Source organism: Halobacillus litoralis, from assembly GCF_004101865.1.
Lineage (GTDB): Bacteria > Bacillota > Bacilli > Bacillales > Halobacillaceae > Halobacillus > Halobacillus litoralis_A.
This window is the reverse complement of the sequence record NZ_CP026118.1, coordinates 452,735-468,761: the sequence shown is the minus strand read 5'-3', so window position 1 is coordinate 468,761 and position 16,027 is coordinate 452,735. Positions and strand designations below refer to the sequence as shown.

Sequence of the window (16,027 nt, the reverse complement as noted above, 5' to 3'; positions counted from 1 at the left end):
TTTTATTTATAGCCTGTGTCACCTTGTAGATAATATACAAAAAGGACAGCTTCAAGAGCTGCCCAAATCATTACTGTAATACAATTTTTTTAATCCCCTTGATGGGGGAGGATTTATTCGACCCGTCTTTATAATAAAGATGCACAGGACCTTCGTTTCTTAATGGCTTGCCATTTTCAGAAAAGAGAAGGAGAGACTCTGCTAAATCATCAGCATCAATGACCTGTTCTCCTTCATCTGTGAGAAGTGTCGCTTTCTCAACGTCTTTGTTTGGTTCACTTGTATGAAGGAATGGTTTCAATGGCATGAGAAATGTCCCGTTCATAATGCGCTGCTTTTCGTATCTGTTGATACTTTTATTGACAGGCGGGTTAAGTTTCTGTTGATAAACTTCCCTGTCAAAACGCAGCGATTGGCGTTTCAGTTCATCTTCTTCTTCTGCAGATGGTTCTGCTTTTTCTGGTTGGAATGCTTCTGTTAAGGTCATCTTCCGATCATCAAAAATCCATACAGTCGGATCTAGCGTGATCGGGAATTTAACATTTCCTGCTATTTGAACAATCATGGCTGGAGCCACCTTTCGATTAGTAAAAAGTCATCCATCCAAATCATAGCAAAAAATGAATTCGATTTCATTAAAAGGAGGCTGGATCCATTGATAAAAGATATTTCAAGTGATGTTTTGAACGATTGGCTAAACAATGTCCGTCCTTATGCATATGACGGACAGGTAGCCAATTATATACCTGCCTTATCGAGGCAAAACCCGGAGGACTTGGCGGTAGCTATCCATTATATCGATGGCAATACAGTAGAAGCAGGGGAAGTGGAAGTACGGTTCACGCTTCAAAGTATTTCAAAAGTGATCGCCCTTGCTTTGGCACTGATGGATAATGGAGAGAGCTATGTTTTTGACCGTGTGGGGATGGAACCGACCGGCGACCCTTTTCATTCTATCTATCGTTTGGAGCAGAGTCCTTCCAAGCCATTAAATCCGATGATCAATGCGGGAGCTTTAGCGGTTACGAATATGATTCATGGCGATACTCCTGATGAAAAAGTTGGCCGCTTGCTCAGTTTTATCCATGAATTGACAGATGATCACTCGATCAGATACAACGAAGAAGTAGCTGTCTCTGAATTTGAATCAGCCTTTTTGAACAGATCGCTGCTTTTTTATATGAAACAACACCAAATCGTGACCGGCAGTGTGGAAGAAACATTAGATGCGTATACGAAACAATGTGCGATCGAAGTGAACGTCTGTCAGTTAGCCCGGATAGGCGCCTTGTTGGCGAATGGCGGGATTGATATTGAATCAGGACGCCGGATCATACCGAAACATCTCGCAAGAATTTGCAAAACATTCATGGTGACGTGTGGGATGTACGATGCATCAGGTTCGTTTGCCATCAAAGTAGGCATACCAGCAAAAAGTGGTGTGTCAGGATCGGTGCTAGCATCATTGAATGATTTTGGTGGGATAGCAGTCTACGGACCTAGCCTTGATGAAAAAGGGAACAGCGTCGTCGGGTTAAGGTTATTAGAGACATTATCCAATCGATATGACCTCTCAATTTTTTGAACTTGTCCCATAACAATGTTGCAATTTTCCCCGCTTAACGATAAGATTATAAAAAGAAAGACTTGTATATTGGAGGGGATTTTTGATGTTGTCTGATGTGGCTGTGGATCATCGTGAAAAAGCCTATGCCCTTCTAAAAGCTGACGCTGATAAAATATTAAGGTTGATAAAAGTACAGATGGACAACTTGACTATGCCTCAATGTCCACTTTACGAAGAGGTTTTAGATACACAGATGTTCGGATTATCCCGAGAAATTCACTTTGCAGTTCGCTTGAATTTAATCAGCGATGAAGAAGGTAAACAACTATTGGATAACCTGGAAAAACAATTGAATGTTTTGCATGAGGCTGCCCAAAAGTCATAATATGTAAACTCAAATTGCGACACGTCCCTGTTGTGATTTGAGTTTTTTTGTGGAAAATTTCATATCTCATTTTGACCTTTCTACATTAAATCATTTATCCTTCCATGTCATGCATATAGCATTTTAAGTAAAAATGCTCCTAACCATGAAGGTAGTTTAGAGCACGTGCCAAAGTATGGTGGCAGTATGGTGGGTGGGAAAACGGTGAGACTCCTGCTCGAGGAGGCTTGCCGCCATCCCCGCGGAAAGCGATCCGTTTTCCCACCCACCATCGCCTAAGACAAAAGCCACGATACGGAGCCTTCAACAATCTCCCTTTAAAAGTAAAAATGTTGAATCTTTCCAGATCCTATGAGTTTTTAAACTTACATACTGTTTAATGTCTGAAAAAAAGGAATTTTGCAAATGAATGGCGAATGTAATATAGCGGAAGATCAAATACAGTAATAAAGATATAGAAAGAAATGGAGCGTGTGATTCATGGCAGAAGTGAAAAAAATCAATAAGGTATTGGTGGCGAACCGCGGCGAGATCGCTATTCGTGTTTTTCGAGCATGTACAGAACTGAACATACGGACCGTAGCTATCTATTCTCAAGAGGATACTGGCTCTTATCATCGTTATAAAGCTGATGAGGCCTATTTAGTGGGTGAAGGGAAAAAACCGATCGATGCTTATTTGGATATTGAAGGAATCATTGAAATAGCCAAAAGCGTCGGAGTAGACGCCATCCACCCCGGTTATGGTTTTCTTTCGGAAAATATCGAATTCGCACGACGTTGTGAACAAGAAGGGATCACCTTCATCGGGCCGACGAGCGAGCATTTGAATATGTTCGGGGATAAAGTGAAAGCGCGGGATCAGGCCGTACTGGCAGATATTCCTGTAATTCCGGGTACTGATGGTCCAGTGAGTGGTATTCAGGAAATCAAAGAATTCGGAGATGAACACGGATTTCCTTTGATGATCAAAGCCGCAATGGGTGGTGGCGGCCGCGGGATGAGAGTAGTAAGAAATGCGGATACTTTGGAGGAGTCTTATGAAAGGGCTCGTTCAGAAGCGCGTGCTGCTTTTGGCAGTGATGAAGTTTATGTAGAAAAGTTGATTGAAGAACCAAAACATATTGAAGTTCAAATCCTCGGTGACTTTGACGGGAATATCGTCCATCTTTATGAACGAGACTGCTCCGTACAGCGCCGACATCAAAAAGTGGTAGAGATCGCACCAAGTGTGAGTCTTACTGAACAGGTAAGGGAAGATATCTGTACGGCTGCAGTCAAACTGATGGATAATGTGAAATATGTCAATGCAGGTACTGTGGAGTTTCTCGTGACAGGGGATGATTTTTACTTTATTGAAGTGAATCCACGTGTCCAGGTCGAACATACCATCACAGAGATGATCACAGGGGTCGACATCGTACAGACCCAAATTCTGGTGGCGGAAGGTTATGACTTACATAGCAAACAGATCGCTATCCCCTTACAGGAAGAGATCCGGACACATGGATATGCGATCCAGTCACGAGTTACGACCGAAGATCCTTTAAACAACTTCATGCCCGATACAGGTAAAATCATGGCTTACCGGACAGGTGGGGGATTCGGTGTCCGTCTTGATGCGGGGAATGGCTTCCAGGGAGCTGTCATCTCACCTTATTATGACTCGTTGCTTGTGAAATTATCGACATGGGCGCTGAGCTTTGATCAAGCAGCACATAAAATGGTGCGAAACTTGAAAGAGTTCAGGATTCGCGGGATCAAAACGAATATCCCATTTTTAGAAAATGTCATCCAGCATAAGCAGTTTTTATCTGGTGAATATAACACGATGTTCATCGACCGTTCTCCAGAGCTCTTTGTCTTTCCGAAAAGAAAAGACCGCGGAACAAAAATGCTTTCATATATTGCAGACCGGACGATCAACGGATTTGAGGGTTATGGCAGCAGAAGGAAGCCGACCTACTCCAAACCGAGGATTCCTGCAATCAAGCATTCTGAGCCGATACCAAAGGGAACAAAACAGATTTTGGATGAGCGCGGACCAGAAGGGCTGGCTTCTTGGCTGAAAGCAAGAAACGAAGTTCTTTTGACAGATACGACTTTCAGAGATGCCCATCAGTCATTGCTTGCGACAAGGGTCCGTACAAAAGACTTGGAGAATATTGCTGAACCGACTGCCCGGCTGCTTCCTGATCTGTTTTCGCTAGAAATGTGGGGAGGAGCAACCTTTGATGTTTCTTACCGCTTTTTGAATGAAGACCCGTGGGAACGTTTATTGAAGCTGAGGGCTAAGGCGCCGAATGTGCTTTTCCAGATGCTTTTGAGAGCTTCCAATGCAGTCGGATATAAAAATTATCCAGACAATTTAATTCGTGAGTTTGTCGATAAGAGCGCAAGTGCCGGTATTGATGTCTTCCGTATTTTCGACAGTTTGAACTGGGTCGAGGGTATGAAGCTGACGATCGATGCTGTCCGTGAAAGTGGAAAAGTGGCGGAAGCGGCTATGTGTTATACAGGGGATATCCTGGATTCCAGCCGTCCCAAATATGATCTCGAGTATTATAAAAACCTTGCCCAGGAGCTGCAGGATGCAGGTGCGCATATCCTAGGCATAAAAGATATGGCTGGTCTGTTAAAACCTGAAGCAGCTTACCAGCTTATCTCTACCCTGAAGGAAACGATAGACATCCCGATTCATTTGCATACACACGATACAAGCGGCAATGGGTTATTCACCTATGCAAGAGCGATCGAAGCTGGAGTCGATGTCGTTGACGTAGCCACGGGTTCCATGGCCGGCTTAACTTCCCAGCCGAGTGCTAACAGCTTATATTATGCATTGGAAGGCAGTGGACGTAAACCGGATCTTGATATCGGCGCATATGAAAAACTGGGCCGTTTCTGGGAGGATACACGGAAGTATTATCAAGACTTTGAAAGTGGCATGATGGCCCCTCATACAGAAGTATATGACCATGAAATGCCTGGGGGGCAGTACAGCAATCTGCAGCAACAGGCAAAAGCAGTCGGTCTTGGTTCACGCTGGGACGAAGTGAAGGTGATGTATCGCCGCGTTAATGATATGTTCGGCGATATCGTCAAGGTGACACCATCTTCTAAAATTGTCGGAGACATGGCCCTTTATATGGTCCAAAACGATCTGAATGAAGATGATATTTATGAAAAAGGGGATTCATTAGATTTCCCTGATAGTGTCGTTGAATTTTTCCAAGGATATTTAGGACAGCCATATGGTGGATTTCCAGCCGAATTGCAACGTATCATCCTCAAGGGCCGTGAACCTATTCAAGTACGGCCAGGAGAACTTTTGGAACCAGTGGACTTCAATGGCTTAAAGGAAACGCTGTTCCATAAATTGGACCGTCAAGTGACGAGCTTTGATATGATCAGCTATGCTTTGTATCCGAAAGTCTTTATGGATCATCAGAAATTCACAGAGAAGTATGGAAATCTGTCTACTTTGGATACCCCGACCTTTTTCTATGGAATGAGATTAGGGGAAGAGATGGAAGTTGAAATCGAACAAGGTAAAACATTGATTGTGAAATTAGTTTCTGTTGGCGAACCGCAAGTTGACGGAACACGAACACTCTACTTTGAACTGAATGGTCAGCCGCGTGAAGTCGTGGTTCGTGACGAAAATGTCAATGCTTCCGTACAAGAGCGGCCAAAGGTGGATAAATCTAATCAAAAACACATCGGTGCGACTATGCCTGGTACGGTCATCAAGGTCCTTTCAACAATAGGAGAAGAAGTGAAGAAAGGGGACCACCTGATGATTACAGAAGCGATGAAAATGGAAACAACCGTACAAGCTCCCTTTGATGGGGTCATCAAAAATATTCATGTAGAAAATAATGAAGCGATTCATGTCGGAGACTTATTACTTGAATTTGAATGAGCGAATGATAAGAAAAGGGGCAGCCGGTTTATTCCAGCTGTCTCTTTTTTTATTGTGTCATCAATTATTCACATGTTGAACTTCTCGATGGAATTTAAAGGTAGTAAAATGATGGTGAACTTATCACATTATCACTAGAACGTTCTTTGGTTACCCTAATAAAGTGGTCGATCATACTAATAAACAATACAAGTGAGTGATTTATCTTCTTCGTTCAAAATCAATCCAATTCCCAAAAAAACTTGCATTGTTCACGGGGATTTGCTAGAAATATAAGGGTGCGCTTTTATTGAAATGTTCCTCATTAAGATATTGATTCACCTGTGATGCGTTAAAAACCTGAATAGTGGTTGATACTAGGGGGTGGAAGCATTTCACAAAGTTGTCACAAATAAATAAAATTGATGAGTTTAAATAGATACAACTACAATAACATGATACAATTATTTTGATGTTTCTTGTCATTATATATTATATGAAGATAGAAACAGCCCTCAGCTCTTAGTGGATCCTGGTGATTCGCATGAATGGGTTTGGGGAGGTAGAAGGAGGAAGATAATACGATGGACAATCCGAGAACAGTCGAGTCTGCTTCTACAGAAATGATCCAAACGAATGCCCGTGAAACTTCTTTATTAGCTGATATTAAAAGTTTGATCAAAGTCGGAATCATCAACTCTAATCTAATTACTACTTTTACAGGGTTTTGGCTTGCTGTATATTTTACTGGTACTTCTTTCTCAAACCAGTGGATAACTTTTCTGTTGACGATGCTCGGAACCGCTTTCGTAATCGCAGGCGGTTGTATAATCAATAATTGGTTTGACAGGGACATAGATCCCATTATGTCCAGGACGAGCAACCGGCCGACAGTGACTGGCACCATGTCATTATCGTTGATCAAAACGCTGGGTATCGGCATTTCAATACTAGGATTTGTCACTCTGCTCTTCACCACATGGCAAGCAGCTTTGTGGGGGGCGTTCGGGTGGTTTGTATATGTAGTCCTTTATACGATGTGGTCGAAAAGAAAGTATACGATCAATACCGTAGTCGGCAGCTTTTCAGGAGCCGTTCCGCCATTGATTGGTTGGTCAGCGGTCGATCCTGGATTGCAACTTGAAGCCGTCATATTATTCTTGATCATGTTCATATGGCAAACGCCTCACTTCTTGGCGCTCGCTATGAAAAAGAAAGATGAATACAAGGCGGCAGGTATCCCGATGCTGCCTGTAGTGCATGGGTTCAAAATGACCAAAAGACAAATTGTGATTTATGTCGCTTGTCTTCTCCCGCTGCCTATTTATCTGGCATCGCTTGGCAGTATCTTTTTAGTTACTGCATTCGTACTATCCTTCGGTTGGTTGGCTCTGGGGATCTCAGGGTTCTTTATGAAGGATGATTACAAATGGGCGACATGGATGTTCATTTACTCCTTGAACTATCTGACAATCATGTTCTTCATGATGGTCATCGTCACATTGCCTTTCCCTTTTTAATGTACTGACCCCTTTTGGGGTCAGTCCAAAATAAAAAATGTCACTACAAGAGAAAGAGAGGTATCACACATGAGAGGTTGGATGGGAAAATTCCGTTCATTATTTCTTTTTGGTGCTCTGACCCTGCTCCTTGCGGGTTGTGGAGAAGAAAACCTGAGTGCTTTGAAGCCTAAAGGCTATGGAGCGGAATTATTATTAGATCTTATGTTGATCAGTATTGCGATAATGATTTTTGTATTTATTATCGTCATGGCAATTTATGCCTTTGTTCTTGTCCGATATCGTGAGAAGAAAGGCCAGGAACATACCATTCCTAAACAAACAGAAGGAAACAAAGCTTTGGAAGTGATCTGGACAGTCATTCCGATTATCCTGCTGCTTGTTTTGGCAATTCCGACTGTGCAAGCAACCTTCGATCTTGCGGATAAATCTACGCAGGGTGATGAAGGTGTCATCACAATTGATGTGACGGCAAACCAATATTGGTGGCAATTCACCTATGCTGACCAAGAAATCGCTACAAGTCAGGAGCTCTACATCCCGACAGGTGAGCGAGTGTACTTAAACATGAAATCCAGTGACGTTATCCACTCTTTCTGGTTACCTTCAATTGCAGGTAAAATGGATACCAATCCTGGTGAAAACATGAACACGATGTACTTAGAAGCATATGAAGAAGGCGTATACTGGGGGCACTGTGCTGAGCTTTGCGGGCCATCCCACTCATTGATGGATTTCAGGGTGATCGCTGTCAGTCAGGATGAGTATGACCAGTGGGTTGAAGATATGAAGAACATAGACCCGGAAGCAGCGCCTGAAACGACTACAGCTCAAGAAGGTCAACAACTATTTAATGACAATTGCATGAGTTGTCACGCTATTGGTGGCGCGTCAGCTGGTGTAGGTCCTAACTTGGCCAATTTCGGTAACCGTGAAAAGATTGCCGGAATCTTAGAGCCGACTAAAGAAAACTTGGTAGATTGGATTGTCCATCCTGATGAAATCAAGCCTGGAAACCAAATGCCGACTGAAATTGTATCAGAAGAAGAAGCAAGCAAAATTGCCGATTATCTATTACAACTGCAACACTCTGATGTAGGTACAGATGTTCCTACTCAGAACGAGGATGAGTGATCTATTATGAGAAAGAGGTTGAAAAGGGAGGTTAAAGCGTGAGTACTGCACTTGCACAAAAACGTGGGCTCGGCGCTGTGATTTGGGATTACTTAACAACAGTGGACCACAAGAAGATTGCACATCTTTATTTGGTCTCTGGGGGGTTATTCTTCCTAATCGGTGGGCTAGAAGCCATGATAATTCGAATCCAATTGATGAAACCGGACAATGATTTCATCTCCGCTGGGCTTTATAACGAAATGATTACGATGCATGGTACAACAATGATTTTCTTGGCAGCTATGCCGCTTATCTTTGCATTGATGAATGCTGTTGTCCCCTTACAAATAGGAGCAAGGGACGTAGCATTTCCATTCTTGAACTCTTTAGGTTTCTGGTTGTTCTTGTTCGGGGGACTGATTTTAAACGTTTCCTGGTTCACAGGCGGCGCACCGGATGCCGGGTGGACGAACTATGCACCACTTTCGACGACATCACCTGGACACGGTGTTGATTATTATGTCATGGGACTCCAGATATCAGGGGCCGGGACATTGATCGGGGGGATAAACTTCCTCGTCACTATCGTAAACATGCGGGCGCCAGGTATGACCTATATGCGTATGCCTCTGTTCACATGGTCTGTATTTGTAACCAGTACATTAATTTTATTTGCATTCCCTGCTTTGACAGTAGGACTTTTCCTTATGATGTTCGACCGTATGTTCGGTTCTGCGTTTTTTGATGTAGGACTTGGTGGTAATGCTATTATTTGGGAGCACTTATTCTGGATCTTCGGTCACCCGGAAGTTTACATATTGATCCTTCCGTTATTCGGGGCATTCAGTGATATCTTTTCAACGTTTTCTAAAAAACGTTTATTCGGATACTCTGCTATGGTATTTGCAACCGTTTTAATCGGTTTCTTAGGTTTCATGGTATGGGCCCACCACATGTTCACTGTAGGAATGGGGCCAATCGCTAACTCTATTTTCGCAGTAGCTACTATGGCGATTGCAGTACCGACGGGTATTAAAATTTTCAACTGGTTGTTCACGATGTGGGGCGGGCAGATCAAGATGACTTCAGCGATGCTATGGTCCGTTGCCTTCATCCCATCTTTCACGATCGGTGGTATGACTGGTGTCATGCTTGCCGCAGCAGCAGCTGACTTCCAGTATCATGATACTTATTTTGTAGTAGGACACTTCCACTATGTAATCGTTGGTGGTGTGGTATTCGGTATTTTTGCTGCACTACACTACTGGTGGCCTAAGATGTTCGGTAAAGTCCTTAATGAGAAACTTGGGAAATTGGCGTTCTGGCCATTTTTCATCGGTTTCCATTTGACATTCTTCATCCAGCACTTCCTAGGTTTGATGGGAATGCCACGTCGTTACTGGGTATTCCTGGATGGTCAAGGACTGGCAACAGGTAACATGATCAGTACAATCGGTGCTTTCTTAATGGCGATCGGTACACTGATTTTCCTTTACAACATCATTTATACAGCAGTCAAAGAGAAGAAAGTAGGCGGAGACCCTTGGGGCGGACGTTCACTTGAATGGTCGATTCCATCTCCACCACCACACTATAACTTTGTTCAGACACCACTTGTGCGTGGTCTGGATCCGTTATGGATAGAGAAAATGGACGGGAAAGAAGGGATGACACCTGCAGAGCCGCTTGGCGATATCCACATGCCGAATGCATCCATCCTTCCATTTATGATTTCTCTAGGTACATTCATTGCAGGATTCGGTTTCATTTATCAAGTGGATGACCCGACATGGTTGATCTTAGTGTTCGTAGGTATGGGCATCACTCTAGGTTCGATGCTGACACGATCTCTTAAAGACGATCTTGGACACCACATTCATAAAGAAGAGCTAGAAGAAGATATTAAGAAGGGGGCTGGCAAATAAATGAGTCATGAAGATGTTCTCAATCCAAAACAAATGCCGCATGATCCGGAAAAAGCCACCCTTGAAGGTAAGAACAAATTTTTAGGCTTTTGGTTTTTTCTAGGCGGAGAAACAGTATTGTTCGCCAGCTTATTTGGTACTTACATTGCGTTGAATGGCTCGACGCAAGGGGAAAACACTCCTGAGCATTTATTCGGCTTAGAGCTCGTCTTCATTATGACGATGCTGCTGCTGACAAGCTCTTTGACAAGTGTTTACGCCATGTACCATATGAAGAACCATGATTTTGCTAAAATGCAGAAATGGTTGGCGATTACAGTTCTATTAGGTCTAGGATTCCTGAGCTGTGAGCTTTATGAGTTTTATCACTATATCCATGAATACGGATTCACATTCCGATCATCTGCCTTTGGTTCAGCCTTCTATACATTGGTCGGCTTCCACGGAGGACACGTAGTCTTCGGTTTAAGTTGGATCATCGCTTTGATGCTTCGTAACCAAAGGCGTGGCTTGAACTTGTATAACGCACCTAAGTTCTATATTGCCAGCTTGTATTGGCACTTCATTGACGTTGTATGGGTATTCATTTTCACAGTTGTGTACCTTATGGGAAAGGTGGGTTAATCAATGGAGAATAACACACATTCCAGACCTGCACATCAAGCAGAATATGAAAAGAAACAGCACCGCGAGGAAATGAAGCAGCAAGTCATCAGTTTCGCTCTGATGATCTTGTTCACCTTCATCGCGTTCGGAATGGTCATAATGGAGATCAGCTCCTTCTTCGTCATTCCTACGCTGATCATCTTAGCTGTTGTTCAAGTGGCATTCCAACTTTATTATTTCATGCATATGAAAAATAAAGGACACGACATGCCTGCTATGATGATGTATGGCGGGGCAGCCGTAGGTGCTTTGACAATCATCACTTTCACATCAATTATCTGGTGGTAAATAAAAAATTGAATGCGCTCAGCGCTTGAAAAAGGAAAAAGACCGGTGCTCCGGTCTTTTTCTATATAATCCAAAGTTTTGACTAATTTATGAACAATAAGGATTATCTTGCACGAACACTCGTTTTTTGGTGGGAAATTAGGTAAAATGAAGAGGTAAAAGTAAACAATCTGGGGTGAGACACCTATGTGGTTAGAACTTCAAATATTCGGTTTCCGTGCATTATGGAGTCCGTATTATTTTCTTTTTGTGCTGATTTTGTCGGCTTTATATTTTTATTTCACTGGTCCTGGGAGAAAGAAAGGAACAGAGCATCCGAGTGCCTTCCAACAAGTGATGTTCTATAGTGGAATGCTGTTGTTATATTTGGTGAAAGGTTCTCCTGTCGATCTGTTAGGGCACATCATGTTCACTGCCCACATGACTCAGATGGCTTTGTATTACCTCCTTTTTCCGATACTCGTCATCAAAGGTATTCCAACATGGATTTGGGAGCAGGTACTGGAAGCTAAAGGGTTACGTCCTCTGTTCAATTTATTGACAAAACCGCTTATTTCACTGCTTCTTTTCAATGGTCTTTTCTCGATTTACCATATGCCTTCCATTTTTGACTTTTCTAAATCGAGTGATTTGGCACATACGATAATTACAACGGTCATATTGTTCACGGCATTTTTCATGTGGATTTCAGTTTTCCCTCCATTAGAGAAAATGGACAGGTTAAGCCCGATCATGAAAATAGGTTTTATTTTTGCTAACGGGGTACTGATTACTCCTGCTTGTGGACTGATTATTTTTGCTGGGTCCCCATTATATGAAACCTATTCTGAATCTGGAGCTTGGATGCAGGCAATGAGTTTATGTGTGCCAGCAAACGTATTGAACGATCTTGCTTCAAGTTTAAGTGGCCCGAGTTACTTTACTCCTATGCCATTGGTGGAAGATCAGCAATTAGGTGGAATCATCATGAAAATTACACAGGAAATCATTTTCGGTGCGGTCATCGCGTATGTATTCTTCAGTTGGTTCAACCGGGAACGTGATACGATCGATCCACTGCCGGATCAGGCGACATCTGAGACTTGATCGATTGTTTGTAAAGAGAAAGAGGTGTAGGTATGCCATTACTACCGACTTTGAGCACGGTATTCATAGTCCTGAGTGCCGTACTTGTTGCTATCGGTTGGGCTTTGATCATAAAAGATCGGCGAAGAGCCCATAAAAAGGTTATGATTGCAGCAGCGATCAGTGCATTGACATTTTTTATCATCTATTTGAGCCGGACGATATTCGTGGGGAATACAAGCTTCGGTGGTCCTGATGATATTAAGATTTATTATACGATTTTTCTGATCTTTCATATTTTCCTTGCAACAGTGGGGGCTGTCTTCGGAATTGTCACCCTGTCTCTTGCTTATAAAAGGAAAATCGCCAAACATAGGAAGTTAGGTCCTGTTACAAGTGTGATTTGGTTTTGTACAGCCATTACAGGTGTAGCGGTTTATCTTCTGCTCTACATCATTTATGATGGGGGCACGACAACGAGTATGATTAAAGCTATATTGGGAACATGAGATAAACAACGAATCGGAGTGATCGATTCGTTGTTTTTTTTGTTTAATTATTGTGAATATAAGGTATAACGAATTGTATGAGCATCATTCACGTTACATAAATGAAAGGGATGGATCACTAATGGAATTGAAGACAGCGAGGTTGCAGCTATTCCCGATAACCGTTGATTTGGCCCAGACACTTATGAAAAATTCTTTAGCTTTTTATTATAAGTTTCAGTTGCCATGGAATAAAAACTGGCCGCATGATGGATTGAAAGCTTTGCTACCGATGTATGCTGAGCGGTTGGAAAATGATGCTGAGGAATTAGGCTTTGGCCCCTGGGTGATCATGGATGAGAAAGGAGAACATGTCATCGGTGATATCGGGTTCAAAGGGAAGCCGGATGATGAGGGTAACATCCAAATCGGTTACCAAGTGGTTGCGTCCGAGCGGAATTTCGGTTATGCATCAGAAGCAGTAGATGCGTTATGCCAATGGGCCTTTCAATCAGGTGGGGTTGAAGGGGTAGAAGCTGAATGTGATAAAAGCAACATCCCTTCTCAAAAAGTACTCATCAATAATGGATTTGTCCATACAGGAAAAAATCAGGACATCCTCGTATTCAAAAAAGGAAAAACGGTGAATGATCAAAAAGAGAATATTTATAAAGAAGGATTATAACAAAAATGCGTGAAGCCACTGCTTCACGCATTTTTCATTTTACAAACTAACACCGCTCACATCTGAATAACATATGTGCTGACTGAGCTTATCAGGGCATCTCCGGTATGATTTTATATCTTATAGTTCCATTTGATAATACCGGCTTCTTTGGCTGAATTGAAAGCGATGACCACAAGGGGCCCAAGGATGAACCCAAGAAGTCCGATAAGTTGCAAGCCTAAGTACATGGCAATCAATGTTGCAAGAGGGGAGAGGCCGATATGGCGTCCCATCACTTTTGGCTCGACAGTTCTTCTGATGGCCAGCAGGACGATAGCAAGAACCCCGAGCTTTGTACCTATGGCTATATCACCGATTATAAGCATGTAAATGGACCAGGGTCCCAAAATGACAATCGAGCCGATTATCGGCACGAAATCGATGGCCCAGATGATCAGAGACATGATGAGTGCTACCTCTGGTGCAATCCATAATAGTCCGACAAGTGATACGAAAAAGATGATAATACTTACTAAAAACTGAGCTTTCAAGAATCCGAAAACGACATAGGAAAGGCGTGCATTCATGAACTTCACTTTCTCAGAAGTCGCTTCTGTAAGCCCGTCATGCATTTTGTCCCGCAAGCGGGGAAGTTCAAGCATGAACAAGAAAAGGGCGATTAAATAAACGAGAAAACTCACCAGAAGTTCTGGTATCTTGGCAGCGACTGCAGCAATGTTACCGATTTGAAGTTTTTCAGATAGAGCAGTAGATGTACGGTCGACGGTATTAGTGATTTCATTCGAAACTTTGTCAACGAATTCCTTTGGCATGTTTTGTGTGAATCTTACCATGTCATTCTGCCAGTTAAGCAATACATTATTAATTTGATTGATGTATTCAGGTGCATTATCCGCAAGCTCAAGAATCTGTGTTACGGCCCTCGTCACAGCGAATGTCCCGAGCAATCCCAGGAATACTAAAAACAACAGGAAAACGATCGTGACCGACATTTTTCTGTTGATTCGAAAACGGAATTGCATCAGCCGGACCGCTGGATTTAAGAATAAGGCGGTTACAAACGCAAGGATCAATGGAATGGATACAGGTAATATGAAATAGCCGGCTATGATAAGCAAGGCGGAAATGATTATTAAAATCCACTGCTTTTTTGAAAGATAACGGAACAATTTATGTATGTTTCTCCTTTCCCCGTAGATCGAAGATGAGTTCACTTAAAGAATTTTTTAAAAAAGCCGCTCACCATTCAATGATGTGCGACTCGATTTCAACCATAGTTGGAGGAACGATTATTTTCGTTGATCTGGGTCGTTGGAAAGTTCATTCACTTTCGCAAGCACTTCTTGATTCTGGTTTTCTTCCGCCCATTTCTTCAGCTTTTCAAGAACGACATGTTCCGGAACCTGGTTATGATATTTCTGGGCAGGCTCGGTTACTTTGGCGACAAGGTCTTTCGCTTTTTGAACCATGTCATCAGAGAAACCTTCTTGATGGCCATACTCTACGCCGTGTGGATAGTAGTGACGGCCAAGGAGGGGCTTCATCAGACGAATGACGGCATCCCCTTTATCGACATCCCCTTCAATAGCAAAACCCTGGATGCGGATATAGTGTGTTACGTTCTTTTCTGGTGCCATCAACTTATAATCATAAGTCACTCGTTCGTAGTCCCACGCACCACCAAGGATGAACCCGTTACTTTCCATAAGTTCTGTCAATGGTTTGTAGTCAACGACGAGACCTTCTATACCAGTGCCTTCTAATTTCATTTCTTTCCACCTCACAATAGTTATGTATCGTTCTTCATTTTAGTATGAAACGGTAAAGGTTGCAATTGTCGTGATTGTTGTTGCACTACATCTTTAATATAGGCGATTACCTATTCATTATACTATAAAAGGTAGAGGGATGCATGTAATAATTTTGTCAAAAAGGGGACAATAATGATTGATCATGACTTTTAAAGGAGGATCTTTCATGAAAACTGTAAAAGACATAATGACAAGCGATGTTTCCATTTGTCACACAAACGATCAGCTGAGTGACGCTGCTTCTATGATGAAAGAGAAGAACGTCGGAGCGCTCCCGATTTGTGATGACCAAGGGAACCTAATGGGAATGGTAACTGACCGTGACCTTGTCATCAGGGGTTATGCAGATAAGAAAGCGGAAAGTACACCGATCCAGCAAGTGATGAGTGATCGGATGTATAGCTGTGCTCCAGATACTTCATTAGAGGAAGCGAGCAAAATCATGGCTCAACATCAAGTCCGTCGACTGCCTGTTGTAGAAAATGGTAAGTTGACAGGTATTCTTTCATTGGGCGACCTTTCTGTTGAAGATATGTCCGACCACGCAGCAGGTGTTGCTTTACAAGATATTTCCGAACGCCCTGAACTGCACTGATTTCAAAAAA

General features: G+C 42.6%; 15 protein-coding genes. 12 read left to right on the top strand and 3 right to left on the bottom strand.

Translation table 11 applies throughout. The features are described 5' to 3' along the window. Positions 1-70: 70 nt before the first annotated feature. Positions 71-565, bottom strand: coding sequence for a hypothetical protein (locus HLI_RS02390; RefSeq protein ID WP_128522902.1), 495 nt, complete (start codon positions 563-565; stop codon positions 71-73). A gap of 90 nt (positions 566-655) precedes the next feature. On the opposite strand from HLI_RS02390, the gene glsA reads away from it, so the two are divergent. The 11 genes from glsA (at position 656) to HLI_RS02335 (ending at position 13,608) form a co-directional block, all read left to right on the top strand. Further along, positions 656-1,585: a glutaminase A gene (gene glsA, locus HLI_RS02385; protein WP_128522901.1), complete on the top strand. Its 930-nt coding sequence runs from the start codon at positions 656-658 to the stop codon at positions 1,583-1,585. Positions 1,586-1,670: 85 nt separating this feature from the next. Further along, the gene (locus HLI_RS02380) at positions 1,671-1,952 is read left to right on the top strand and encodes an Fpa/YlaN family protein (protein ID WP_128522900.1); all 282 of its coding nucleotides are present in this window, start codon (positions 1,671-1,673) and stop codon (positions 1,950-1,952) included. Between the two features lie 480 nt (positions 1,953-2,432). Then, a complete protein-coding gene (pyc, locus tag HLI_RS02375) occupies positions 2,433-5,876 on the top strand; it encodes a pyruvate carboxylase (protein WP_128522899.1) in 3,444 nt (1,147 codons plus the stop codon). A 563-nt stretch (positions 5,877-6,439) separates the two neighbouring features. After that, a complete protein-coding gene (gene cyoE / locus HLI_RS02370; RefSeq protein ID WP_128522898.1) occupies positions 6,440-7,375 on the top strand; it encodes a heme o synthase in 936 nt (311 codons plus the stop codon). Between the two features lie 69 nt (positions 7,376-7,444). Beyond that, positions 7,445-8,509, top strand: a complete 1,065-nt coding sequence (coxB, locus tag HLI_RS02365; protein ID WP_128522897.1) for a cytochrome c oxidase subunit II — start codon at positions 7,445-7,447, stop codon at positions 8,507-8,509. Between the two features lie 38 nt (positions 8,510-8,547). Continuing rightward, the gene (gene ctaD, locus HLI_RS02360; RefSeq protein ID WP_128522896.1) at positions 8,548-10,416 is read left to right on the top strand and encodes a cytochrome c oxidase subunit I; all 1,869 of its coding nucleotides are present in this window, start codon (positions 8,548-8,550) and stop codon (positions 10,414-10,416) included. Beyond that, on the top strand, positions 10,417-11,040 hold the full coding sequence (locus tag HLI_RS02355) for a cytochrome (ubi)quinol oxidase subunit III (RefSeq protein WP_128522895.1): 624 nt from the start codon (positions 10,417-10,419) through the stop codon (positions 11,038-11,040). Positions 11,041-11,043: 3 nt separating this feature from the next. Further along, positions 11,044-11,370, top strand: coding sequence for a cytochrome c oxidase subunit IVB (gene ctaF / locus HLI_RS02350; RefSeq protein ID WP_128522894.1), 327 nt, complete (start codon positions 11,044-11,046; stop codon positions 11,368-11,370). A 186-nt stretch (positions 11,371-11,556) separates the two neighbouring features. After that, positions 11,557-12,456, top strand: a complete 900-nt coding sequence (gene ctaG, locus HLI_RS02345; RefSeq protein WP_128522893.1) for a cytochrome c oxidase assembly factor CtaG — start codon at positions 11,557-11,559, stop codon at positions 12,454-12,456. A gap of 32 nt (positions 12,457-12,488) precedes the next feature. Continuing rightward, positions 12,489-12,944, top strand: a complete 456-nt coding sequence (locus HLI_RS02340; protein WP_128522892.1) for a DUF420 domain-containing protein — start codon at positions 12,489-12,491, stop codon at positions 12,942-12,944. A 121-nt stretch (positions 12,945-13,065) separates the two neighbouring features. Next, positions 13,066-13,608 (top strand): GNAT family N-acetyltransferase, encoded by a 543-nt coding sequence (locus HLI_RS02335; protein WP_128522891.1) that lies wholly within the window; start codon positions 13,066-13,068, stop codon positions 13,606-13,608. A gap of 113 nt (positions 13,609-13,721) precedes the next feature. Here the strand turns inward: HLI_RS02335 and ytvI are convergent, their stop codons facing one another. Continuing rightward, on the bottom strand, positions 13,722-14,780 hold the full coding sequence (gene ytvI, locus HLI_RS02330) for a sporulation integral membrane protein YtvI (protein ID WP_128522890.1): 1,059 nt from the start codon (positions 14,778-14,780) through the stop codon (positions 13,722-13,724). 120 nt (positions 14,781-14,900) lie between these two features. Then, complete coding sequence (locus tag HLI_RS02325) at positions 14,901-15,380, bottom strand: YugN family protein (RefSeq protein ID WP_128522889.1); 480 nt, start codon at positions 15,378-15,380, stop codon at positions 14,901-14,903. A 208-nt stretch (positions 15,381-15,588) separates the two neighbouring features. On the opposite strand from HLI_RS02325, the gene HLI_RS02320 reads away from it, so the two are divergent. Then, positions 15,589-16,017, top strand: coding sequence for a CBS domain-containing protein (locus tag HLI_RS02320; RefSeq protein WP_128522888.1), 429 nt, complete (start codon positions 15,589-15,591; stop codon positions 16,015-16,017). Positions 16,018-16,027 lie beyond the last annotated feature (10 nt).